The organism is Thalassotalea agariperforans, assembly GCF_053470345.1.
Genome location: NZ_JBQMWH010000006.1, coordinates 82,169 through 107,641, shown reverse-complemented (window position 1 = coordinate 107,641; position 25,473 = coordinate 82,169). Strand labels below are relative to the sequence as shown.

Genomic DNA, 25,473 nt, shown 5'->3' with positions numbered 1-25,473 from the left:
TTGGTCGTCGTTAGATGTTTTTTAATCATTTAGCGTCGGTAATGTTCTTAAAATAATAACCGCGAAAGCAAAGGAAATTACATGAAACATACTAAATTTAAACTTAATTCAGTTCTTATGGCAGTATTAGTTGCTACCCAAGGACAGGTTCAAGCACAGCAAGAACAGGGGGCTAATGAAATTGAAGTTATCGAAGTTAAAGGTATCTTTAGTTCATTAAATAAATCAGCAGCAATTAAACGTGACGGTAAAGGTATTGTTGACGCGATATCAGCAGAAGATATTGGTAAATTTCCAGATACTAACTTAGCTGAATCTTTACAACGTATTACCGGTGTATCGATTGATCGTGCAAATAACGAAGGTAACCAAGTAACTGTGCGTGGTTTTGGCCCTAGCTTTAACTTAGTGACACTAAACGGACGACAAATGCCAAATTCATCAGCATTACAATCTGATGGTATTTCGCGTAGTTATAATTTTAATGAAATTGGCTCGGAGTCAGTTTCTGCGGTAGAAGTATTTAAAACAAGCCGAGCGGATATTAATTCGGGTGGTATTGGTGCAACAATAAATATTAATACAGCTAAACCTTTCAATTATGATGGCTTTAAAGCGCTAGCGAGTGTGAAAGGTGTAATTGATACTAGTGTTGATAAAGGTGACTCAATAACACCAGAACTATCAGGTATGATCAGTAATACCTTTGCAGATGATACTTTTGGCGTTTTATTTTCAGCGTCGCATGCTGAGCGTGATAGCCATACCGATCGTATTGGAACATCTGGTGATTGGGGCACAGGTTATCCAGGGCAAGTCGCTATCGATAAAAGTAATATTGATACATCAAAAAATCCTGATCAAAATTCTTGGGGTGTACCTACAGTTGATCTAGATGCACGTGATACCACACGTGAACGTCAAAATGCTCAATTAGTTTTACAATGGGCGCCATCAGATTCAGTAATCGCTTCTGTTGATTACACTATGTCGCGTTTAGAATCTAAAAGTAATATGAATCGTACCAGTTTTTGGTTTGATAATATTCAAACAGGTACTGCTGATGCGAACGGGACAATTATAAATCCGGCTCGTCAAAGTGATGAATTAAATTTCTGGGCATGGGAATACGCATTTAAAACTGAAAATGATTCATTTGGTATTAATGTTGAGTGGCTTGCTACAGATTCATTGACTCTAAATTTTGATGCTCATGACTCTACCTCTCATTCTAATCCTGGTGCTTTACCGGCAGAACGTATTGCTAACTTAAAAAACCCGTTCGGTGATGCCGCACCGGTTCATATCGCTGCTAATTTTTCAACAGATATGCCATCAGTTTCATATGATGACTCTGCGTTATCTGGTGGTGCTTTTAATAAAGCAAATATTGAAGGTGATTTATACCAAGAACGTGGTTATGAAATAGAAAATAACATTAAACAAATGTCATTGGGCGGTACGTGGGAAAATGATAGCGATAGTCCACTAATCGCAGTGCATTTTGGTGCATCAAGTACGGTTTATGAAGTTGACACTAAAAATATTTATGGCGCCAACTTTGGTTTAGGTGATGGCGCATTAGATATTAGTGATCTTGATTTAACCTTTACCCAAGGAGATATTGGCTTTGACAAACGTTCAAATTACAGTGCAGCGCAGTTTTTAGAACTTGTTGCAGAACAAGATTTATTAAATGAAAAAGGTATTTCAACTAATGGTATTGAAGAAGATACTACGGCCCTTTATGTGTCATTAGATTTTGAAACCGAAATTTCTGATATGCCATTTAAGGCTAATGTTGGTGTACGTTATGAAGACACTGATGTTACCTCATATTCGCTTGAAAATCCGGTTATTGGTTTTAACTGGATCACTCCTCTTGAAATGTCAAAAGTTCGTTCTGATGATGAAGTAGCAAGTGAATTAAGTGGTGATTACACCAATACCTTACCAAGTGTTAATTTAAGTTTAGAAATTCAAGATGATTTAGTTGCACGTTTCTCTTACAGCCAAACAATTTCAAGAAGTAACATTGATGCTATGTTCCCAGCAACATCGTTAAATAATCACTTTTCTGGTGGGCCATTTAGAGCATCACAAGGTAACCCTAATTTATTACCTTATGAAGCGACGAACTATGACCTATCGTTAGAATATTATTACGGTGAAGGTAGCTATGTATCGGCAGGTTATTACAGTAAAGATGTTGATAACTTTATTGCACCAGGTGAAGAAAATCGTGAGATTATCGGACCAAATGGAGTATTGACTGATCCGAGTGTTAATCCTCGTGGTACATGTCCATCTGGCTCGGTTGCTAATCCAAACCCTGATTGCTTATCGCAAGCGGGTGATCCTGCCATTTTATGGGAAGTAACAACACCAGTTAATAAAGACAGTACTACGGTTGATGGCTGGGAGTTAAATATTCAGCACATGTTCGGAGATACTGGTTTTGGTGGTATTGCTAACTACACAATCGCGGATACGGATGATAAATATAATCCATATAGCTTAGAAAATGACTTTGCTGTAACAGGTTTAAGTGATTCTGCTAACTTAGTGGCATTTTACGAAAAAGATGAATTTTCAATTCGTATTGCCTATAACTGGCGTGATGAGTTCTTACTAAAAGGTGGTACATCACCAATATTTACTGAAGCATATTCACAAATTGATTTGTCAGCAAGCTATGACATCAATGATTCTGTATCAGTATTTATCGATGGTATTAACATCACCGATGAAGACACGCGTCGTCATGGTCGTTTTTCAAATCAACTTATTGATTTTGAACAATATGGCGCACGTTATAACGTGGGTGTAAGAGCAACATTTTAAGTAAAATTGAGTAAGTTCAATTGATTCACTAAATTTAGTGAAACTTAAAAGGTAAGCAAGGGAACCAAATAATTGGTTCCCTATTACCCCTAACATATTTGTTAGTCATTATTAGGTAGTATTCACATGACCGAAGCAATAAAAAATATCGTTATTGTCGGAGGAGGTACGGCGGGATGGATAACCGCGGGTACACTAGCAGCCAAATTAAAGAATAAGTTCAACTCAGGTTTTACCATTACTTTAGTTGAATCGGATAATGTTCCGAGTATCGGTGTGGGTGAAGGCACGTGGCCAACCATGCGTAATACCTTAAAAAATATGGGCATACGTGAAACTGACTTTATTAAGCAATGCCATGTTTCTTTCAAACAAGGCGCTAAGTTTACGCAATGGGTTACCGGTGAAAAAAGTGACTTTTATTATCATCCACTGGTATTACCGCAAGATTATCAAAGCATCGATTTAGTTCCACATTGGCAAGCAAGCCATACTAAGCAGTCGTTTGCTAACATGGTGTGTACACAAGAACGTTTGTGTGAACTTGGGTTAGCACCAAAACAAATTATTACGCCAGAATATGCTGCCATTGCTAATTATGCTTATCACCTTGATGCTGGTGCATTTGCAGAATTTATAAAAAAACATTGTATCGAAAAGCTGGCTGTTAACCACATTGTTGATGATGTGACAAAAATCAATTCGCATGAAAATGGTGATATCGCTTCAGTAACCACTAAAGTTGCAGGCAATATTCAAGGCGATCTTTTTATTGATTGCACGGGCTTTTCTTCATTATTACTTGGTCAGCACTATAACGTGCCATTTATTTCTTGCCAAGATACGCTCTTTGCCGATCAAGCCATTGCGGTACAAGTGCCATATGCGGATGAACAAGCGGACATTCAATCACATACTATTTCAACAGCACAATCTGCCGGTTGGGTTTGGGATATTGGCTTATCAACACGCCGAGGTGTTGGACATGTTTATTCAAGCAGCCATATCAGTGAAGACCAAGCACATCAAGAATTACTTAATTATTTAAAACCGACAGTAGCTGAGCCAGAAAAATTAAATTTTAGAAATATAGCGATTAAGGCTGGCCACCGTGAAAAATTTTGGCAAAACAATTGTGTCGCTATTGGTTTATCAGCTGGCTTTTTAGAGCCACTTGAAGCATCAGCGATTTTATTGATTGAAATTTCCGCGCAAATGATTGCCGATCAATTACCAGCCAATAGAACAACCATGGATATTGTTGCTAAGCGTTATAACCAAACATTTTCTTATCGCTGGCAACGTATTATTGATTTTTTAAAACTTCATTACTCGTTAAGTAAACGAACAGATAGCCAGTTTTGGCTTGATCATCGTAACCCGTCTACTATGTCAGAACAATTAAAAGAGCAGCTTGAATTATGGCAGTATCATTTTCCTTGTGATGGTGACTTTGAATCAGCACTAGAGGTATTTCCTGCGGCTAGTTATCAATATGTTTTATATGGCATGGGCTTTAAAACTCAAGCTAATGCTTTTGGTTTGTCTGAGCAAAGTAATGCCATGGCTAACGCGGCATTTGAGAAAAACTATCAAGAAACTCAGCGTTTAACTTCAAGCTTGCTGAGTAATCGAGCGCTGCTCAATAAAATTCATCAATACGGTTTACAACGTGTGTAGCCAAATAGGGGCATTAAGATGACAAACTTCACAATTTTGAATAATGACACTCACCGCAATACTCGCATCATTACCGAACGGGGTGCTGTGTACGGTGAAAATATTCATTTGGTACCAGTGATAGCCGAAGAGTTAAATAAGTTAATGCTGGAATATCCGGTATGTTTGATCAAAGACAACGATACAGGCCAGTTTGGTTTACATGCCTTATTAGGCTTTGAGGCTGGAGAAAACTTATTCCTTGAAGGGAATACATGGCAAGCTAATTACCTGCCTTTACATATTAGAAGACAACCATTTCATGTTTCAGTTAACAGTGCCAACGGTGAACAGCCAAGCGCTGACAATACCGTGATCACCATCAATATGGCGAATACGCGAGTGCAAGAAAGCAGCGGTGAACGCTTGTTTGACGAAGCTGGGAACAGCACAGCATTTATGCAAGAAATTAACAGCATGTTATCAACCCTAATGAATGGGATTGTTCGGACACAAGCTTTCATCCAAACATTGGCAGATTACGATTTAATTGAGTCAATTCAATTAAGTGTGAACTTTATTGGTGAAGAACAAAAACGTTTTGACGGTATATACACCATTAATGAAGACAAGCTAAAAAGTTTAACAGCGGAACAACTATGTGAGCTTAACAATAAAGGTTACTTGCAAGCCTGTTATTTATTATTAGCGTCAATGGGGCATGTTCAAAAACTGATCAATTTAAAAAGGCAGCGTCTTAGTTAAACCCAAACCAATAATCATTCAATTGAAAAGAACTTAATAATGAAAACATTACCACCGTTGTTGCTACTATTTGCTATCGCTACAGGTTCTGTTTTGGCTAATGAAAATAAGCCAAATATTGTTTTTTTATTTTCTGATGACGCCGGATATGGTGACTTTAGTTTTCAAAAGCAAAATAAAGAAAGTAAACAACATTTTCAAACACCTAATATTGATAAGTTAGCTAAGCAAGGCGTTAAATTTACTCAGGCTTATGTTACCGCTGCTGTCTGTGGTCCTTCTCGTGCAGGTTTAATGACCGGAAAGTATCAGCAACGTTTTGGTTTTGAAGAAAACAACGTGCCGGGTTATATGAGTAAATCAGGCTTAGATCATGATGATATGGGATTGCCGCTTGACCAAATAACCATCGCTGATCGATTAAAAGCGCTTGGCTATACAACAGGAATTTTTGGCAAATGGCATTTAGGTGATGCTGATAGATACCACCCGTTAAAACGAGGTTTTGATGAATTTGTTGGTTTTAGGACTGGCGCAAGAAGTTATTTTGAATATGTAGAAGGTGAATTACCTACATATACGGTTAGTCAAAAACTAGAGTATGGTTTTGGTGATTACCGGGAATCAAAACAGTACATGACGGATTTTCTAGCTGAACAGGCCAATATTTTTATTGAAAAACATCAAAACAAGCCGTTTTTCGCTTTTGTCTCGTTTAATGCCGTACATACACCAATGGAAGCACATCCTGATGATTTAGCTAAAGTTAAAGGACTTACTGGGAAACGACGTGAACTTGCCGCCATGACCATTGCACTGGATCGTGCCGTGGGTAAAGTTACTGATAAATTAGCAGAGCTTGGCTTAGCAGATAATACCTTAGTTATTTATACCAATGACAATGGTGGCCCATCTGATACCAATGCCTCAGTAAATTTTCCATTAAGCGGCACTAAAGCAAATCATTTAGAAGGTGGAATTCGTGTTCCTTTTATCATGCGTTGGCCTGCTCAAGTATTAGCTAATACCACGTATCATCAGCCGATCAGCACACTCGATCTTTTACCGACATTTATCACTGCTGCGGGTGGCACGGTGAAGAAAACTGACGAACTTGATGGCGTAGATTTACTTCCTTATGTGCAAGGAAAAAATAAAAACGCACCACATGAACGACTTTTTTGGAAAAAAGAAGTACGTGCTGCTGTACGAGAAGGCGATTGGAAATTACTACGTTATCCAGATAGACCAGCCGAGTTATACAACTTGGCTCAAGATCAAAGTGAGTTACATAACCTTGCTTATAAATACCCTGAAAAAGTAAGAGCACTTTACAAAAAAATATTTGACTGGGAATTAACGTTAGAGCGTCCGCTATGGCAGTTAAAACGTGAATATGAAGGAAAAGCAATGCATAGAATGGATAGCTACAGGAAAACGGTTATTCATGAATACTAGCACGTAAAAGCATAAAACATCTGCTCGGTGTTTTTGCTTTGAGTGCATATTAATAAACTAAGGTTGGGGAAAAATGAGTAAAAAAACAACTAAATACAAAGGTGTTATCAGCACAAAAACAGTGGCCTTAATTGGTAGCTTTGTTTTTGTTATGTTAACAGGCTGTAATGACAAAAATGATGCTAAAGCTGTTGATCCAGCAAGTAAAAAAGTATCACAAACCACAGTGATTAATGATTTTGATCAAGCCGAATTATCATTAGATATTGTTGCTCAAGGAGCAACGTTTGAACATCAGCATAAAAATAATGCGGGTAATATATTAATTGATTTTTCAAAAGACAGTTATGTTTCATCAGTGTCTTTAAAGCCTAAAAAAGCATGGGATTTTTCAGAAAATGAAATTCACTTAGCGCTTGATGCCAAAAATACCGGTACTGAATCAGTGCAGTTATATTTGTCGTTAGCTTATTCGGAAGATCCCGATAATATTGCGGCCGGTACTCGTACAGGTTCGGCAAACTATGCGGTGAATATTGCACCAGGTGAGTCAGGTACCTATTTTGTAGTGCTTAGCGGTAAATTTATTGATACCCAAACAGGGATCAGAGATAACCCGGTACCGTGGCAAACAGACGACAAAATGTTTGTCTGGCGCTATGGCACAAAAGATATGGACTTAAGCAAAGTAAATGAACTGTCATTTTTGGTTCGCGGCACTTTAGCAGACAAACAAGTTAGCATTGATAATATTCGTTTGAAGAAAAACCCTACTTATAACAATGATTATTTACATCATATTGTTGATGAGTTTGGACAAAACGCGAAACAGTCATTTCCTATTAAAGTAAATTCAGCCGAAGCGTTAAGAGCGGCTGCAGATAAAGAGCTGGCGCAATTAAAAGCGGAAGGCCCAATGAAAGATCGCTCGCGATTTGGTGGCTGGAAAAGCGGTCCTAAATTTGAAGCAACAGGTTATTTCCGTACGCAAAAAGTTGACGATCAATGGTGGATGGTAGATCCAGAAGGGTATTTATTCTTCTCGCACGGTGTTGCTAATGTTCGTATGGCCAACACTACAACCATTACAGGTGTTGACTTCCATGATGATGCCGTACGTTATGTTGACCCAAATGAAGTTACTCCTGAAGATTCTATTGGCATAGTCAACGTTTCAGATGAAGTAATGAAAACCCGTTATATTTCATCTGAGTTAAGACATAACATGTTTTCATGGTTACCGGATTACGATGAGCCATTAGCCAAACATTATAGTTACCGACGCTCTGTACACAAAGGGCCTGTTACTTCAGGTGAAACGTTTAGTTTTTATCGTGCTAATTTAGAGCGTCGTTACGGTAACGGTGTTACTGACGACTACATTAGAAAGTGGGAAGAGGTGACTCTTGAACGTATGAACAACTGGGGCTTTACCTCGTTTGGTAACTGGGTTGATCCTGCTTTTTATACCAATGAAAAAGTGCCATATTTTGCTAACGGTTGGATTATTGGCGACTTTAAAACGTTAAAATCTGAGCATGATGTTTGGGCACCGTTACCAGATCCTTTTGATGCTGAATTTGCAAATCGTGCCAAAATTACAATTGATGTTATTGCCGAAGAAATCAAAGGCTCACCTTGGTGTGCTGGTGTCTTTATTGATAATGAAAAAAGTTGGGGCTTTCCAACGGGGACACCACAAGTTAAATATGGTGTGATCATTAGTACTTTAACAAGAAGTGATGATGACAGCCCAGCGAAAAAAGTATTTACTGACTATTTGAAATCGCAATATCAAACTATTGAGAAATTTAACCAAGCTTGGCAATTATCACTATCTTCATGGGATGAAGTTTCTGCTGGCGTAGAGGCTAAATCGTATACAACCAAAACAGTCAATGATCTTTCACACATGCTGGAAATGCTGTCAGAGCAATATTTTAAAGTAGTACATGATACTTTAGCTGCCGCATTACCAAACCACTTATATATGGGTGCAAGAATGGCTAACTTTGGTATGCCAAAAGAAACCATTAAAGCGTCAGTAAAATATTCAGATGTATTAAGTTTTAATATTTACGAAGAAGGTGTTCAGCCACATCAATGGGATTTCCTTAATGAAATTGATTTACCAACTGTTATCGGTGAATTCCACATTGGCGCTATGAGTGATACCGGTTTATTTCACCCTGGGCTTGTGATGGCAAGTGATCAAACAGATCGCGCTAAAATGTATCAAGAGTATATGAAAAGTGTTGCCCGCCATAAAAACATGGTAGGTGCTCATTGGTTCCAATATTTAGACTCTCCAATTACAGGTAGAGCTTTTGATGGCGAACCTTATAATGTTGGCTTTGTTTCGACAACGGATATTCCTTATCCAGAAATGGTTAAAGCTGCAAAAGAGTTTAATAGCACTATTTATTCAAAACGTTATAACAAAGCGTTTAAATAAGGCTAAATAAAATACAGGGTTAAGCTACTTTTTGTGGCTTAACCCTGTTTTGATTAAAATGTAGGAGAATATTTTAAAGTTGCCATTTTTTACAACGACTAAATTTCATTTAAAGAATAAATGTTAGCAAATACTAATTTCCCTCTTATATTCCCCACAATTCAGATATTCTTTGTCCCTCGCAACTTCACCATTTTTCAGTTAACTTATATATATTGTGTTAAATCCCTGTCAGCTTTTAAACGTTATTGGTCTTTACATGCTAAGATCTAATTTTTTGTAAGCTATTATTTTAGCTTGCTATAAAAGTAAAAATACATGTAGGTAATATTCTGTACTGTAAGCCAAAGATAGAACATGGTTGTATTTGTTTAGAAGCTGGTATTCTAATTGATAATTTTACGCCTATGCGTAAAGATTTTATTTAATATTTATATTTAACTTATCGTCGTAATAATTTCGGAGCAAAAAATGAAAATCGCATTAATGATGGAAAACAGCCAAGCGGGCAAAAACTCAATCGTTTTAGGTGAATTAGAAAGCGTTGTAAAACCACTTGGTCATGAGGTTTTTAACGTTGGCATGAGTGATGAAAATGATCATCACCTAACTTATATTCACTTAGGTATTCAGGCCAGTATTTTACTAAATTCAAAAGCGGCTGATTTTGTCGTTTCGGGTTGTGGTACCGGGCAAGGGGCAATGATGTCTTTGAACGCACACCCAGGGGTATTTTGTGGTTACTGTTTAGAACCTACCGATGCCTTTTTGTTTAACCAAGTAAATAACGGTAATGCTATTGCATTAGCCTTTGCAAAAGGGTTTGGCTGGGGCGCTGAATTAAACATTCGTTATATGTTTGAAAAAGCATTTACTACTGGTGAACGCGGTCAAGGTTATCCATTAGAACGTGCGGCACCACAGCAACAAAACGCGAGTATTTTAACACAAGTGAAAAGCGCCATGGCTAAAGACAGTTTAGTTGACTCGTTAAAATCACTCGATCAAGCACTAGTTGCTACGGCTGTGGGCGGCGAACGTTTTCAAAAAGCTTTCTTTGATAATTGTCAAGATGCAGAGATTGCTGCCTATGTTAAGTCGTTAATCGCTTAATTATTTGCAAGTCAGAGGGTCAACATCATTTACTTAAATGGTGTTGACCTTAATTTTAATCTTAGCTTTGTCGTGACCAATATTTACCACTACTTGATATATGTTGTTTTAGTATCGAAATAGTTTTATCGAGATCTCGATCTTCTAGTGCTGATAATATTTCTCTATGCTCTTTTAAGCTTTGTTCAGCGCGGGCTTGGCTGATGGGCAAATTAGCATGCATAATTTGCAATACTAAACGTTTTTGTCGCCACAACTCTATTGCACTTTTATTATAGTGAAGCTTATACATAGACCAATGAAATTGCGTATCTAGGTTACGAAAGGCAAGGTGATCACCTTCAGCAATATTCTCCATTTGCTTAAGTATTTCGTACAACCTTTTTTTATCGTCATTAGTATGTTCTAAAACAAACCATTCCATTAAATAAGGATCGAGCAATTGCAAAATTTCAAAGACATCGCGCATGGTACTGTATTCAAATTTGGTTACTCTCGCACCACTATTTTGACTTACAGTGACAAAGCCTTCGCCTTGTAATTGCTTTAACGCCTCACGTATTGGGTTAACACTCGTATTATACTTTTCAGACAATTTAGTGGTTACTAACCTATCACCAGCTAAGAACACACCATTGGCAATATCTTTAAGTATCTTCGTATAAATAGACTCATCGTCAGAAAAGAGTGGCGACGATAAAGTTAAATCTTGAGTGTCTGTCATAAAATTAATTATTGATAAAAAGAAAAAATATTAACATAAATTTGCTAATAAAAAATCTTCTTTAGCTAATAACCTTAATAAAAACACCATTATAAAAGCTCAATTCTTAATAATATTGCGGACAAATAATGATATTTGGTTTATCTATATAAATTAAAAGATGGTTGATCTAATATAAATTGTGTGCAATATTTGCATTGTTGTTCGATAAATAACCTTTTATTATGTTATATCAAGGTGGATATCGTTCAATTTAACAACACAATAATAATGAATGATTAAAAGGAATAAGCATGAAGATTCTTAACGCACGCTTTAAACCAAATAAAGTTGCAGTAGCTGTAGCAATGCTAGGTTTAAATTTACCAGGGATAGCTTTTGCAGAAGATCAGCCTGAAAGCGCTGATAATAAGATAGAAGTAATTGAAGTAAAAGGTATTAGAAGTTCTCTTATCAGCGCTTCTAATATTAAGCGAAGCTCAAGTGGTGTCGTTGATGCTATTACTGCAGAAGATATTGGTAAGTTTCCAGATACTAACTTAGCAGAGTCACTTCAACGAATTACAGGGGTGTCAATTGACCGCTCGAATAATGAAGGTAACCAAGTATCGGTTCGTGGTTTTGGTCCTACATTTAACATGGTTACTTTGAATGGTCGAGCCATGCCTAAGTCACAGACATTAGATACTGATATAGGAATTAATCGTGCTTTTAATTTTCAACATATCGCTTCGGAAGTGGTTTCGGGTGTAGAAGTACATAAAACAGGTAAAGCACATGTGGCAAGTGGTGGCATTGGTGCAACAATCGATTTACAAACGGCAAAACCTTTTAATTTAGGTGAACGAAAGATTTCGCTTGGGACAAAAGCGATTATGGATACAAGTAATGTTAAAGGAAGTGACATTACGCCAGAACTTACTGGATTATATAGTAATGTTTTTGCTGATGGTATGTTAGGTTTTTTGGTCGCATATTCACATTCAGAACGAGATAGCCGTAAAGAGTCGGTCGTCAATGATGGTTGGTTACCAGATAATGGCACAACTTATACCGGTATAGATTCTTCGGGCATAAGCAATCCCAAAAATCCAGGCGGGACTTTCTGGGTGCCGAGAAACTTTGCGGTTGAGTATGGTGATCACGAGCGTGAGCGAGACAATATTCAAGCCGTTTTACAGTATGCACCAACAGATGATGTTACAGTTACACTTGATTACACCGGTGCTCGTTTTGATGAATCGATTGACCGAGTGTTAACTGGATTTTGGTTTGATTCTGATGAAAATACAATTGGTGAAGTTGACTCAAATGGCACAGTTATAAATCCTCGCCATAAAAACCATAGATTAAATTTTACAGCAACACATCAAGTTGTTGAAACTGAAAATGACTCTATAGGCTTAAATATTGATTGGCAAGTCAATGATAGTTTAAATCTTGCTTTTGATTATCATGATTCCACATCTGAAACTCAACCAAGTGGTGAAATTAGTGAATTTACCACCGTTATTAGTACACCACCTGATGCGCGTTATGTTGATATAGGTTTAAATTTTACAGGTGCTGAAGTTCCTAGTGTTATTGCCAATCCATCATCAACATTTGAAGCCGGTACGGCACCAGGACCTATTCCTAATGAGTACAATCCTTATTCATTAGAGCATATTGATGGTGATGTTGTAGTGGTACGTGGTTATGAGGTTAAGAATAATATTAAACAATGGGAGTTTGATGGCGTTTGGGTAAATCAAAACGATAGTGCGTTAGCTAATGTTAATTTTGGTATAGGTAATACCGATTATCAATTTGACACCGGAAGACGTTTTGGCTTTAGTGTTATCACTAATGCTTTAGATGTTAATGATTTTGGGTTGTCTTTTACCCCTTCAACCGTTGGAAAAAACTTTAGTAATGGAAATAACCTTTTTCCATTGCAATTTAATGTTGATCCTCAGCTAGTAAATAGTGCTATTACTGATGGTAATTTAGTTACAGAAGATCCGGTAAATATTAACCGCATAAATGAAGAAACATTACATGCTTATCTTTCTTTAGATTTTGAAGGTGAGTTTAATGATATTCCCGTGAACATAAATATGGGGGTTCGTTATGAACATACTGATGTTACAGCATCTTCTACAGTGACTTTGCCTGAAAATTTAGCTTATTTAACTGTAGAAGAAATAAGACAAACTTTCCCTGCCGATGGTGGAGCAACGATTGATACATTAACTGGCGGCTACACAGAATTTCTGCCAAATTTAGACATTAGCTTGGAATTTTCTGACGATTTAGTTGGTAGATTTTCATATAGTCGTACACTAACACGTAGTGATGTTACGGCGATTGCACCAGCTACTCGTATCACAAATACAAGACCAGGCGGACCTTTCAATGCAACACAAGGAGATCCAAATTTATTACCTTATAGTTCTAATAACTTAGATTTATCTCTTGAGTGGTATTACAACGAAGGAAGTTATGCTTCGATTGGTTATTTTAATAAATATGTGAATAACTTTATTGGTACAACAACGGATTTTCGTACTATCAATGGTGCTGATGGCACGCCGCTGAGAGACCCTTCAGCAAATCCTCGACCGGGCTGTCCTGATCCTGTTTCAAACCCTGCCTGTTTAGCGAATTCCTCTGATCCTGAAATTGAATTTGAGGTAACAACACCCAGTAATTTAGAAGATGCGCAAATAGATGGTTGGGAGATTGCTATACAACACTTTTTTGGTAACAGCGGATTTGGTGGTCAATTTAACTTTACTGTAGTTGATGGAAGTGTTGAATATGATATTTATTCATTTGATCAAACAGTTGCGTTAACGGGTTTAAGTGACTCAGCTAATTTAGTCGCTTTTTACGATAAAGATGGTTTACAAGCTCGCTTAGCATACAACTGGCGTGATGACTTTTTGTTAAAAACAAGTCAGTTTCATAGTAGCAATGAACCAATATTTACCGAAGCTTATGGTCAATTAGATTTAAGTGTAAGTTATGACATTAACGACAATTTTACTGTTATTTTAGAAGGACTAAATATATTGGAAGCTACAGCTCATCGACATGGTCGATTTGAGAACCAATTTTTAGCGGCTGAAGATTTTGGTAGCCGTTATGCCATTGGTTTAAGAGCATCATTTTAATTCATTTATTTTAAAATGAATAAATATTAAGGTTTTATATAGGCTAATATCTTTCGGTATTAGCCTATATATCTAAGGGGATATATGTCTAACTCGGCGTTCAACATTGTTATTGTTGGCGGTGGCACTGCAGGTTGGTTAACTGCAGGTATAATTTCCGCGACCATTAAAGAAAAATATGCAGCTCATAAATTTAGAGTAACGTTAATTGAATCTGCGAATATTGCAACTATTGGTGTTGGCGAGGGTACTTGGCCAACAATGCGACAAACTTTGTCAAAAATGGGTATTTCAGAGTTTGATTTTATTCAAAAATGTAATGTGAGTTTTAAGCAAGGTTCAAAGTTTGTCGGATGGAATACAGGACAAACGGGTGACTACTACTACCATCCTTTTTCCCTTCCTATTGATTATATAAAAACCAATTTAGCAGAGCATTGGATGTTAAATGATCATGGGATGCCGTTTGCTGAAATTGTAACGCCTCAGCAGGTTATTTCCGAATTATCTTTAGCACCAAAGCAGATTACTACACCAGAATTCTCTACTGTTTGTAATTATGGCTATCATTTAGATGCCGGTTTATTTGCTAAATATTTACAACAACACTGTATTAAAAATTTAAATGTTGAGCATATTGTTGATGATGTTATATCGGTTAATGGTCAGCAGGGGGCTGATATAAATTCCATTAAAACAGCAAGTAATGGAGATATTGAAGGTGATTTATTTATTGACTGTACAGGCACTAAATCTCTTTTATTAGGAGAGCACTATCAGGTGCCCTTTATTTCTAAGAAAGATGTCTTGTTTATCGATAGTGCATTAGCAGTACAAGTTCCATATAGTGATGAAAATACTGATATCAGTTCTACAACATTATCTACCGCGCAAGATGCCGGCTGGATCTGGGATATTGGTCTTTTTTCCCGTAAAGGGGTTGGTTATGTTTATGCAAGTAAATACATTTCAGATGATGAAGCTAGAAGTCAGCTCTTAAAATATTTATCAGCCACACACAAAAAAATAGATGAATTATCTTTTAGGAAAATTCAATTTGAACCAGGCCACCGAAAAGAATTCTGGAAACATAACTGTGTAGCAATTGGCTTGTCTGCGGGTTTTATTGAACCGCTTGAGGCATCTGCACTTGCTTTAGTGGAGCAAGCTGCGTCAATGATTGCGGAGCAACTGCCAAGGTCTAGAATGGCGATGAACAATTTAGAAAAACGTTTTAATGAACGTTTTATTTATCGATGGCAACGGATTATTGATTTTTTAAAGTTACATTATGTACTTAGCGTTCGTTCAGATAGTAAGTTTTGGCTAGATAATCGTTTACCTCATACTATTCCAAATTCGTTAAAACAACTTTTAGAGTCATGGCAACACCAAGCACCTTGGCATTATGACTTTGACCGTTGTGAAGTTTTTCCCTCAGCAAGTTATCAATATATTTTATGTGGTATGGGATTTAAAACGCAATTAGATGATTTAGTTCTTTCGATTAAAGCACAGGAAGCCGCGGTAAATAATTATAATGAAAATCAGCGATTAACAGCAAAGTACCTTTCTGGACTAGAAAGCAACCGTTCACTTTTGAACAAAATACATAGCATTAAATAACATTATAACGATTATGTTGATGTATATACGAAATAATTCATAGATTGTTTTATAGCTTTTATTATTCATTCCAATAATCTTTCCTTATTTATTTAACCAATAAAAAACAGATGCTTATGTGTTTTTTATTGGTTGTTTTTCTAATGTTTCAGTTATAACACGGCTAATATATTTTTATAATTCCCTTTTTTGTGGTTTTCGATGGTTGATCTAATTTAGATTGTGTGCAATATTTGTTTTGTTGATCGATAAGTGATCGTTTTCTTGTGTTATATCAGGATAAATATCATTCGATTTAATAACACAATAATAATGAAAGATTAAAAGGAATAAGCATGAAGATTCTTAACGCACAATTTAAACCAAATAAAGTTGCAGCAGCTGTAGCAATGCTGGGTTTAAATTTTCCAGCGATAGCTATTGCAGAAGAACAAACACAAAACGCTGATAATAAGATAGAAGTAATTGAAGTAAAGGGTATTAGAGGCTCACTTATCAGTGCTTCTAATATTAAGCGCAGCTCAAGTGGTGTTGTTGATGCCATTACTGCTGAAGATATTGGTAAGTTTCCTGATACAAACTTGGCTGAGTCACTTCAGCGAATTACCGGTGTATCTATAGATCGCGCTAATAATGAAGGTAATCAAGTATCGGTTCGTGGTTTTGGTCCAACGTTTAACTTAGTTACGTTAAATAATAGACAAATGCCAACTTCTTCAACATTACTTGAAAATGGCATTGATCGTAGCTTTAACTTTAGAGAAGTTGCTGCGGAAAGTGTGTCTGGGGTAGAGGTTCATAAAACCGGTAAAGCGAATATTACTTCAGGTGGTATAGGCGCAACTATTAATATTCAAACAGCTAAACCATTTGATTATGACGGTTTTAAAGCGGTAGCTTCAACCAAAGCTGTTATTGATACCAGTGTCGAAAAAGGTGATAGCGTAACTCCTGAAATATCAGCTATGGTCAGTAATACCTTTTTAGATGGCACATTAGGTATTTTAGCTTCATTATCACATGCTGAACGACATAGCCGTAAAGAAAGAGTTGGCTCTCAAGGTTGGGTTCCTGGCCGAGGTTCTAATGTTGATACCAGTGGTATTGATCGCACATTAAACCCGAACGGAACACACTGGGCACCACTTACTATTGATGTTGATACACAAGATATGGAACGTAAGCGTCAAAATGGTCAATTAGTGATGCAGTTTTCACCTAATGATGTGATCACCGGCACAGTTGATTATACCTTTTCACGCTTTAAAGAAATCAATAATACTAATAGAACTAGTTTTTGGTTTGATGGTGACACGGGAGGAGATGCTAATGCTGACGGTACAGTAACTAATCCGATCAGAGTTGATGATGAATTAAACTTTTGGGCATTTCACTTTTTAACTGAAACCGAAAATGACTCTGTTGGGGTTAACCTTGAATGGCAAGCTACAGAAACACTAAATTTAACCTTTGATTATCATAATTCAACGTCTCATTCTCAACCAGATGGTCAAAACTCTGAAACGATTATTAATCTAAAAAATCCACGGGTTAATGATACCAACGGTGATGGCATTGCTGATCGTGGCGGAGTAGATGTTAGTTATATTACCAGCCCAACAGGTCGTCCAGATGTTTCGTTTTTACCGACAGATCTACCGGGACAAAATGCATTTTCTGCTGAAAATGTTGATTTTGATCTTTATCAATTACGTGGCTTAGAAATTGAAAATAATATTCAGCAATTCCAATTTGATGGCCAGTGGATAAATGGAGAAAATGGTGCGTTAGCTGCTATTAATTTTGGCCTATCGTTAACAGACTATCAAATTGATACGACAAGGCGCCGTACGGTTGAGTTTGTACCAACAGATATTTCTACATTAGACCTAAACTTTGCTTCCAGTGAAGGCTTTGGTAGTGAAATGGGTGGAAATGAAAACTTGTTTCCATTGTTGTCTAATTACAGTGCACTAGAGGCTTTAGCGCTTACCAAAAATCAAGGGTTGTACGGTGGTGAAGCTGAACCGACTTTTAATAATGTAGGGGAAGAAACACTATCAGCGTATGTAACATTTGATGTTGAAAGTGAATTTAATAACATACCATTTCAATTTAATATTGGTTTACGTTGGGAGTCAACCGATGTTGAAGCGGTTTCATTACAACGTAGAATTGAACATTTAAATTATGTTAATACCGCGGGTAGATTTGGCGAAATTACAGAAAAAGATTTATTTGCAGTAAGTGAAAAATCGGATTACACAAGGGTATTACCAAATATCGATTTAAGTATTGATGTTACAGACGATGTTATTGCACGTTTATCTTATAGTACTACGTTAAGTCGTCCTGATTTATCCTCAATGTTCCCGTCTACAACAATAGATGCGAGACCAAATGGTCCATTTAGTGCTTCTGTGGGTAACACTGATTTAGTACCGTTAGAGTCAAATAATATTGATTTGTCATTAGAATGGTACTACGACGAAGGTAGCTATGCTTCAGTTGGTTTTTTCCAAAAATATGTTGAAAACTTTATAGGTGAAAGTACGGTAGAGGGAACATTACCAGACATAAATGGCCAGCCACTTCGTGATCCTAGTATTATTGAACAAGCAGGTTGTCCAAGTGAAGTACCTGGCGGTAACCCTGATTGTTTTTCATCAGCTGAAGATCCCGCTATTAACTTTTTAATATCAACACCTAGTAATTTAGAAGATGCTGAAATTAATGGTTGGGAACTTAATGCTCAACATTTATTTGGTAATTCTGGTTTTGGCGCTATTGCCAATTTAACATTCGTTAATGGTAACGCTGAACTAGATCTTTATGATATTGAAAGTTCATTTGCCTTACCGGGATTAAGCGATTCAGCTAACCTTATTGGCTTTTATGATAAAGACGGTTTACAAGTACGTATTGCTTATAACTGGCGAGATGATTTTTTATGGGCAATGCATCAACCACAACGAGGTGGTGAGCCAACTTTTACTGAAGCGTACGGACAATGGGATTTAAATGCGAGTTACGAAGTAAATGATAGTGTATCTATTTTTATTGAGGGTCTTAACATTACCAATGAAACAACCAGACAACACGGTCGTTTTGCTGATCAGTTAATTAGTTTAGAGCAATTTGGTGCTCGGTATAATATTGGCGCTAAATTTACATTTTAAGTAGATTCGTTTAATAATTAAGGGAATAAACGTACTACCTGTTCCCCTCAGGTAGTACGCTTTATTATTAATATTTATCAGTACCAAAAGAATTTGGCTTATTGGTAATTACCCAAAATAAACGATTTGTGCTTCAAAAAGGGCTTTGTAATGTGGCGATAATCCCTTATCTTGAACATTCAAAGCACTCAATATATTTTGGTTGTATATTCTAATTTAGTTCGATAAAAGACAGTGTATATGGCTTACTATGTTTAGTATTGCGTAAACCATTATTGGTCATTAAATCGAAATTTGAGATAATCAATTTTCCTTCAAAGACTATTAAATCTGCGGGTTGATCTATTTGGCCATCTGAGCCGTCGTTATCTGGGTAGTCAGCAATTTTTACTATTTTTTGCTGTTGGTCGACTTTAAATATTTGGTTTTGACCAAAGCCAGCTAAGTAAAGATTACCTTGTTCATCGAATGCCATGCCATCAATGCGGGCGTTATTGTCTAACTTAGCATAAACAGAAGAAGAAACTAGCTTGCCATTATTGTTTAATATTAATTTATAAATTTCACTGTCGCCCAAGTTGCCAGCGTATAAATTACCATCAGGACCAAAAGCTAAGCCATCTAAACCAAAGTTAACGTTAGGGTTTAAGGTTTCAACTGAGAATATTATTTCTTTGTCTTCAAGTGTATTTAACATTTTCAAGTTACGCGAACTTTCATCAAAACGATAAATAGCACTCGTGGTATGGGCACTTTTAACTTTTGGCATGTTCAACTGGGTAATGTAAATCGCACCTTGATGATATCTAAGACCATTTGGGTTAACACCAGAGGCGATCACTTCCGTATTTAGTAATTTCTTTTTATCTTGGGGATCAAAAGTTAATTTAAGTATCCGGCCATGTTTTATACCACGCGAATCCGCTACATATAGAGCGCCTTTATCATCATAAGCAATACCCATAGGGTTTGCTTTATTTGATAAGTTAAGTGTTGGCACGGTTAATAAATGACTTACTTGGCCATCAGCTGTTAATGAAAACAATTCCCCTTGTAATTTATTATTGGCAAAGTTTGGACATGATAAAGTTAGCGTGTTATCTGGAGCAATTGCAAAAGCATCAGGTGTTGGGCAGTTCGCTGGTAAATTTGTAAATAGTTTTGCCGGTTGTTCATTAGCCAAAACTTTAACAGCACCACAGGCGAACAGCGTAAGTAGCAAAGCCACTTTAGCATTGAGTTTTATGAACTTAGATTTAGTTATTAGAGTCATTAAGTCACCTTTTAAATAATTTTAGTAAAAATTGATCGTAAATTGTTATTGAGTTTAAAAAAGCTGAAACATAATATGTTTTTATTTATACTATGTATAGTTTTTTGGTAAAACAGAACAAACCCGTTGTAAAGGGCTAAAGATGAGGGTTTACGGTGACCTTTATATCGTGCTGATGGGAGTCAAGGTCGTTGTTAGGTGAACATAGCTTATATGATAAAGGGCTTTACGTTTATGATGAACTAATGCGGATGTCGTTATTAATTAGCCAAACCTCATTAACTCAGGCGACACCCTAGAAAAAAGCGACAATAGAAAAGTCTGTATTTGGTGGGGCAGCTATATGCTATTTTTAATTGCTTCATTATAGAATATTGACTTTTTGTGTATGATTTTTGTGCTAACAACGACATTTCAGAAAAGTGCGTAAACGATGTAATGTGGTTATTTTCGACAACTGCTCCTGCGTTGCTCTACCTTCTCCATAATTGGGTGCATTTCAATCAAATATAACGTAGTTATTATTCATAGCACAGGTTCTTTAGTATTACCTGAGCTATGAATAGTTACAAAACTTTACTTAAACGAATGACAGGTTATCAAGCTGCTCGTTGTTTGTGGCATTATTTTTGTGTTGGTACGTATGGTAAGCGAACTGAAATAACAGCGGCTAGCGCAATAAAGACAAAAGATATTGCTAAACAAGCAGCTAAGCCGTAAAGCTGAAATACCCAACCCGATAAAACGGTTCCAATTAAGCGTCCCATTGCATTTGCCATATAATAAAAGCCAACATCTAAAGAAACCGCATCAGCATCAGCCATGCTGACAATCAGGTAGCTATGTAACGAAGAATTAATAGCGAACAACACTCCAAACACCATTAATCCACTGATCAGCACAGTTTTTACTTCCCAATTAAAATACAAGGATAATGAAATACCTAAGGTTACTAGCGCTAGTAAGCTGGCCCATTTTACCGTTTCTTTTGCTGGTGATAGGTTTTCTTTGAAGTTGATAAGTTTTGGTGCCACCGATTGCACAATACCATAACCGATCACCCAAAGTGCTAAGAAGCCGCCGACTGTCCAATGACCCCAATCAAAGACTTGTGACAAAAATACTGGCAGTGCAACAACAAACCAAACATCGCGCGCACCAAACAAGAATAATCTCGCGGCCGACAAAATATTTATTGAGCGGCTCTTTGAAAAAATGTCGGTGAACTTAGGTTTATTTTTGGCTTTGCCTAAATCATTTTTTAAGGCATACAGGCTATAGCACCAGACAAGTGTTAACACAGCAGCCATCAGTATCATAGCACCTTTAAACTCTAGTAAGGTTAGGAGTAAGCCACCTAAGAAAAAGCCAACGCCTTTTAACGCATTTTTAGAGCCGGTTAACACCGCAACCCATTTGAACAATGTTCCTTCTTGTCCTGATGAGACCAAAGTTTTAATTGAACTTTTGGCGCTCATTTTATTTAGGTCTTTGGCAATACCAGAAAGTGCTTGTGCGATCATGACATAAATTACGGTAAGCCATTCAGCAGGAACTGCTAACATCAACAAGGCAATAATTTGAATGGCTAAGCCAATGTTCATGGTTTTATTTAGCCCTAAGCGAGCACCTAAGAAACCGCCTACCAAATTAGTGACGACACCAAAGATTTCATAAAATAAAAACAGCATAGCAATGCTAAGTGGGCTATAACCTAATGCATGAAAATGCAGCACCACTAACATTCGTAGTGCGCCATCTGTTAGAGTGAATGCCCAATAGTTCCCTGTTACAACAAGGTATTGCTTAATGTCAGCTGATAATGATGCCGAGCGCTTCATGATGTTTAATTATCCTTTATTGATAAACCAACTTTGCGAGCCAATTCCGCCGTTCTATTGGCATAGCCCCACTCGTTGTCATACCAGGTATACAATTTCACTTGGGTACCATTAACGACCATAGTTGAAAGTGCATCAACAATACTTGAACGAGGGTCTGTTTTGTAATCAATAGAAACTAGCGGCTTTTCTTCATAGCCTAAAATCCCTTTTAACTCACCTTCAGCGGCAGCTTTCATCCAAGCGTTAACTTCTTCAACCGTTGTTGAACGTTCAAGTTCAAAGACACAATCGGTAATTGATGCATTTGTTAATGGTACACGCACCGCATGACCATTGAGTTTACCTTTAAGTTCAGGGAAAATATGGGTAATAGCGGTTGCAGAGCCGGTAGTAGTAGGAATTAAACTCGTGCCACAAGCACGTGCTCTACGTAAATCTTTATGTGGTGCATCCAGTATAGTTTGGGTATTGGTGATATCGTGGATAGTGGTCATTGAACCATGTTTAATGCCAATATTTTCTTGTAGCACTTTTACTACAGGCGCTAAACAATTGGTGGTGCAAGATGCCGCTGTAACAATAGCGTGTTGGTTAACATCATAAAGGTGATCGTTAACACCTATAACCACATTTAGCACACCTTCTTCTTTCACTGGTGCCGTTACGACTACTTTTTTAACACCTTGATCTAAGTAACCTTGTAACAATGATGTTTTTTTCATTTTACCAGACGCTTCAATAACAACATCACACCCTGACCAATCAGTTTCGCTGATCAGTTTATTCTGAGTAACCGTAATTGCTTGACCATTGATAATTACATTAGCGTCATTATGAGTAACATCTTGCGGCCAAATACCATGCACTGAGTCATACTTTAACAAGTGCGCAAGGGTTTCAGCATTGCCAGCAGGATCGTTAATTTGCACAAATTCTACTTCTTGCCAGTCAAAAGCCGCTCTGAGGGTTAAACGCCCCATACGGCCAAAGCCATTAATACCTATTTTAATTGCCATTTTTAAGCTCCTACTTGTTGAAACTCATTAAAAAATGAAAGTTGTGTTGGGTTCGTCAGTGTTTTTGGACGAATTTCTTGTACGCGTTTGATGATGTCTTTTTTGTTATAACCGAGTTCAAACATCAACAAACTAATCACTAAGCCGGTGCGTCCTGAACCACCTTTGCAATGTACGGCGATGGTGCCTTGAGTGCGTAAAATAGAGAGCAGTTCACTAAGGTGAGTTTTAAAAGCTACTGCGAAATCTTCATTTGGGGCATCATCATCTAAAATTGGTAGTTGAAACCATTTTACGTCTAGCTCATGACATGCTTTAGGAAGTGCATCAGCGTTATTTTCTATCAATTCTTGCTCATACATTAAGGTAACAATCGCTTGTGCCCCAGCGTTTTTTAACTGTTCAACTGATGTTGTTAAATCAACGGCTTTTGTGCCAGGACATGGCGTAAAAATAAAACTAGCTCTGTTATCAAGCACTAATTTGTCATATGGGTGAGTTTGCATAATTATCCTCTAGAAATTATTCATTAAACCAATGTTTAGTTTTGTTCACTATCGCAACAAGAGATAGCATGATAGGCACTTCCACAAGCACCCCAACTACCGTTGCCAGTGCCGCCCCTGAATGTAAACCAAATAACGAAATAGCAACGGCAACAGCTAATTCAAAAAAGTTTGATGTACCAATTAAACAGGCGGGGGCGGCTATGTTGTGTTTTAGTTTGAGTTTTATAGCCATAAAGTAGGCAATGATGAAAATGCCATATGTTTGCAACATTAATGGGATTGCAATTAAGACAATATTTAACGGTTGCTCGATAATAGTATTCGCTTGAAAACCAAATAAAAGTACTACCGTTGCCAGTAAGCCGATGACAGAAAAGGGTTTGAATTTTTCTAATAACGAGGTAATAGCGGTTTCATCACGACCAGAGCGATTTAGGCGTTTTCTTGTCAATATGCCGGCGATTAAAGGTAACAAGACATATAACACCACCGAAATAAATAATGTTCCCCAAGGTACATGAATATCATTAACGCCAAGTAATAAAGCGGTAATTGGGGCAAAAGCAAAAATCATTATAATGTCGTTAACAGACACTTGAACCAAGGTATAGTTAGCATCGCCTTTGGTGAGTTGTGACCAAACAAAGACCATGGCGGTACAAGGTGCAACCCCTAATAAAATCATACCTGCAATATATTCTTGTGCGGTTTCAGGTGAAACAAAGCTTGCAAAAACGCCTTCGAAGAATAACCAACCTAAAGCAGCCATAGAAAACGGTTTGATAAGCCAATTGATCACTAAAGTTAATACAAGCCCTTGCGGATTTTTGCCAACTTCTTTGATGGTTGAAAAATCAACCTGTACCATCATGGGGTAGATCATTACCCAAATGAATATGGCTACAATGACATTAACATGGGCGATTTCCAGTGTTGCAATCACTTCAAATAATGGTGGGTAGATAATACCTAATGCCACACCTGCAGCAATTGATATTGCTACCCATACCGATAAATAACGTTCAAATATTCCCATCTGTCATCCTCTTAATTACAGCAGCTGGCGACACGAGTTGGGCGATCGCCCATCTTATTTAGCCGAGCTAATTCTTTTTCGATGAACATGGGTTCGTTGACAACCGTTGAGGTTATTGTTTGTTTCATCCATTCAGGTAATGTTGGATTAATTGAATAAAACACCCATTGTTGATGTTTTCGATCAGATAAAATGCCTGTTTTTCTTAGCTGTGCTAAATGTCGTGACACTTTCGGTTGACTCTCTTCATCGAGTGCAGTCATTAACTCGCAAACACATGCTTCTTTTTCGACAGCGATTATTAACAGGGTTTTTAAACGAATATCATCAGCTAAAGCTTTGTAAAAAGTTGTTGGCGTAATTGCGGCTGGCTGTTGTTTTTCTTGAATAAGCAAAAACATTTTTATTCGCTCATTTAATTCTTGGAGCGTTTTTTCAAATGGATTAGGCTCTTTACGTGAACGTGGCTCAGGAAAGTCCCAAGCAAGGCAGTTAGTACCATTTACGCGGCTATCGCATTCTCTTGCTGCTTTATCACATAATGTAATGACAAAATCAAAGTAGATATTAGCAACTTCATCAAGGTGTTTAGAACGTAATCCATCTGCTCTCAAGCCAAAATGCTTAATTGCAGCTAGTGTTCTTGTATCAACACTATCCGGCTCAGTGCCTGCGCTATGGACTTCGTAATTACCTTTTCCATGATGTTTTAGCAAGGCTTCAGCCATAATAGATCTAGCCGAATTTTCAGTACATAAAAAGAGAACTTTCATCAATCTCTCCATAATGAATTTGTTATATAATAAATTCGTTA

The 25,473-nt window shown here is 37.1% G+C and carries 16 protein-coding genes; 9 read left to right on the top strand and 7 right to left on the bottom strand.

Features of this window, described 5'->3' with window-relative positions; genetic code table 11:
- The first annotated feature begins 81 nt into the window (after positions 1 to 81).
- The 6 genes from ACSLUO_RS10235 (at position 82) to ACSLUO_RS10210 (ending at position 10,294) form a co-directional block, all read left to right on the top strand.
- Positions 82 to 2,844 (top strand): TonB-dependent receptor, encoded by a 2,763-nt coding sequence (locus ACSLUO_RS10235; RefSeq protein WP_448248434.1) that lies wholly within the window; start codon positions 82 to 84, stop codon positions 2,842 to 2,844.
- Positions 2,845 to 2,970: 126 nt separating this feature from the next.
- Complete coding sequence (locus ACSLUO_RS10230; protein ID WP_448248433.1) at positions 2,971 to 4,524, top strand: tryptophan halogenase family protein; 1,554 nt, start codon at positions 2,971 to 2,973, stop codon at positions 4,522 to 4,524.
- 18 nt (positions 4,525 to 4,542) lie between these two features.
- The gene (locus tag ACSLUO_RS10225) at positions 4,543 to 5,268 is read left to right on the top strand and encodes a SapC family protein (protein ID WP_448248432.1); all 726 of its coding nucleotides are present in this window, start codon (positions 4,543 to 4,545) and stop codon (positions 5,266 to 5,268) included.
- A 39-nt stretch (positions 5,269 to 5,307) separates the two neighbouring features.
- The gene (locus tag ACSLUO_RS10220) at positions 5,308 to 6,726 is read left to right on the top strand and encodes a sulfatase (RefSeq protein WP_448248431.1); all 1,419 of its coding nucleotides are present in this window, start codon (positions 5,308 to 5,310) and stop codon (positions 6,724 to 6,726) included.
- Between the two features lie 73 nt (positions 6,727 to 6,799).
- Complete coding sequence (locus ACSLUO_RS10215; RefSeq protein WP_448248430.1) at positions 6,800 to 9,181, top strand: agarase; 2,382 nt, start codon at positions 6,800 to 6,802, stop codon at positions 9,179 to 9,181.
- A 471-nt stretch (positions 9,182 to 9,652) separates the two neighbouring features.
- Positions 9,653 to 10,294 carry an RpiB/LacA/LacB family sugar-phosphate isomerase gene (locus ACSLUO_RS10210; protein ID WP_448248429.1) on the top strand — a complete coding sequence of 214 codons (642 nt, stop codon included), beginning with the start codon at positions 9,653 to 9,655 and terminating at the stop codon, positions 10,292 to 10,294.
- A gap of 61 nt (positions 10,295 to 10,355) precedes the next feature.
- On the opposite strand, the gene ACSLUO_RS10205 is transcribed toward ACSLUO_RS10210, so the two are convergent.
- Positions 10,356 to 11,018 carry a GntR family transcriptional regulator gene (locus tag ACSLUO_RS10205; protein ID WP_448248428.1) on the bottom strand — a complete coding sequence of 221 codons (663 nt, stop codon included), beginning with the start codon at positions 11,016 to 11,018 and terminating at the stop codon, positions 10,356 to 10,358.
- A gap of 293 nt (positions 11,019 to 11,311) precedes the next feature.
- Between ACSLUO_RS10205 and ACSLUO_RS10200 the strand changes: the two genes are divergently transcribed.
- From ACSLUO_RS10200 to ACSLUO_RS10190, 3 genes are all read left to right on the top strand, one after another.
- Entirely contained in the window at positions 11,312 to 14,176 is a 2,865-nt protein-coding gene (locus ACSLUO_RS10200; protein ID WP_448248427.1) for a TonB-dependent receptor, read from the top strand.
- Between the two features lie 84 nt (positions 14,177 to 14,260).
- A complete protein-coding gene (locus tag ACSLUO_RS10195) occupies positions 14,261 to 15,802 on the top strand; it encodes a tryptophan halogenase family protein (RefSeq protein ID WP_448248426.1) in 1,542 nt (513 codons plus the stop codon).
- Positions 15,803 to 16,143: 341 nt separating this feature from the next.
- Positions 16,144 to 18,981, top strand: a complete 2,838-nt coding sequence (locus ACSLUO_RS10190; RefSeq protein ID WP_448248515.1) for a TonB-dependent receptor — start codon at positions 16,144 to 16,146, stop codon at positions 18,979 to 18,981.
- 211 nt (positions 18,982 to 19,192) lie between these two features.
- Here ACSLUO_RS10190 and ACSLUO_RS10185 read toward each other — a convergent pair whose 3' ends face one another.
- From ACSLUO_RS10185 to ACSLUO_RS10160, 6 genes are all read right to left on the bottom strand, one after another.
- Positions 19,193 to 20,254, bottom strand: a complete 1,062-nt coding sequence (locus tag ACSLUO_RS10185) for an SMP-30/gluconolactonase/LRE family protein (protein WP_448248425.1) — start codon at positions 20,252 to 20,254, stop codon at positions 19,193 to 19,195.
- A 623-nt stretch (positions 20,255 to 20,877) separates the two neighbouring features.
- Complete coding sequence (arsJ, locus tag ACSLUO_RS10180; RefSeq protein ID WP_448248424.1) at positions 20,878 to 22,095, bottom strand: organoarsenical effux MFS transporter ArsJ; 1,218 nt, start codon at positions 22,093 to 22,095, stop codon at positions 20,878 to 20,880.
- Between the two features lie 5 nt (positions 22,096 to 22,100).
- Positions 22,101 to 23,114, bottom strand: a complete 1,014-nt coding sequence (locus ACSLUO_RS10175; protein WP_448248423.1) for an ArsJ-associated glyceraldehyde-3-phosphate dehydrogenase — start codon at positions 23,112 to 23,114, stop codon at positions 22,101 to 22,103.
- A gap of 2 nt (positions 23,115 to 23,116) precedes the next feature.
- Positions 23,117 to 23,620, bottom strand: coding sequence for a phosphatase domain-containing protein (locus ACSLUO_RS10170; protein ID WP_448248422.1), 504 nt, complete (start codon positions 23,618 to 23,620; stop codon positions 23,117 to 23,119).
- A gap of 16 nt (positions 23,621 to 23,636) precedes the next feature.
- Positions 23,637 to 24,659: an ACR3 family arsenite efflux transporter gene (gene arsB, locus ACSLUO_RS10165; RefSeq protein WP_448248421.1), complete on the bottom strand. Its 1,023-nt coding sequence runs from the start codon at positions 24,657 to 24,659 to the stop codon at positions 23,637 to 23,639.
- 11 nt (positions 24,660 to 24,670) lie between these two features.
- On the bottom strand, positions 24,671 to 25,432 hold the full coding sequence (locus ACSLUO_RS10160; RefSeq protein WP_448248420.1) for a metalloregulator ArsR/SmtB family transcription factor: 762 nt from the start codon (positions 25,430 to 25,432) through the stop codon (positions 24,671 to 24,673).
- Between the last annotated feature and the right edge of the window lie 41 nt (positions 25,433 to 25,473).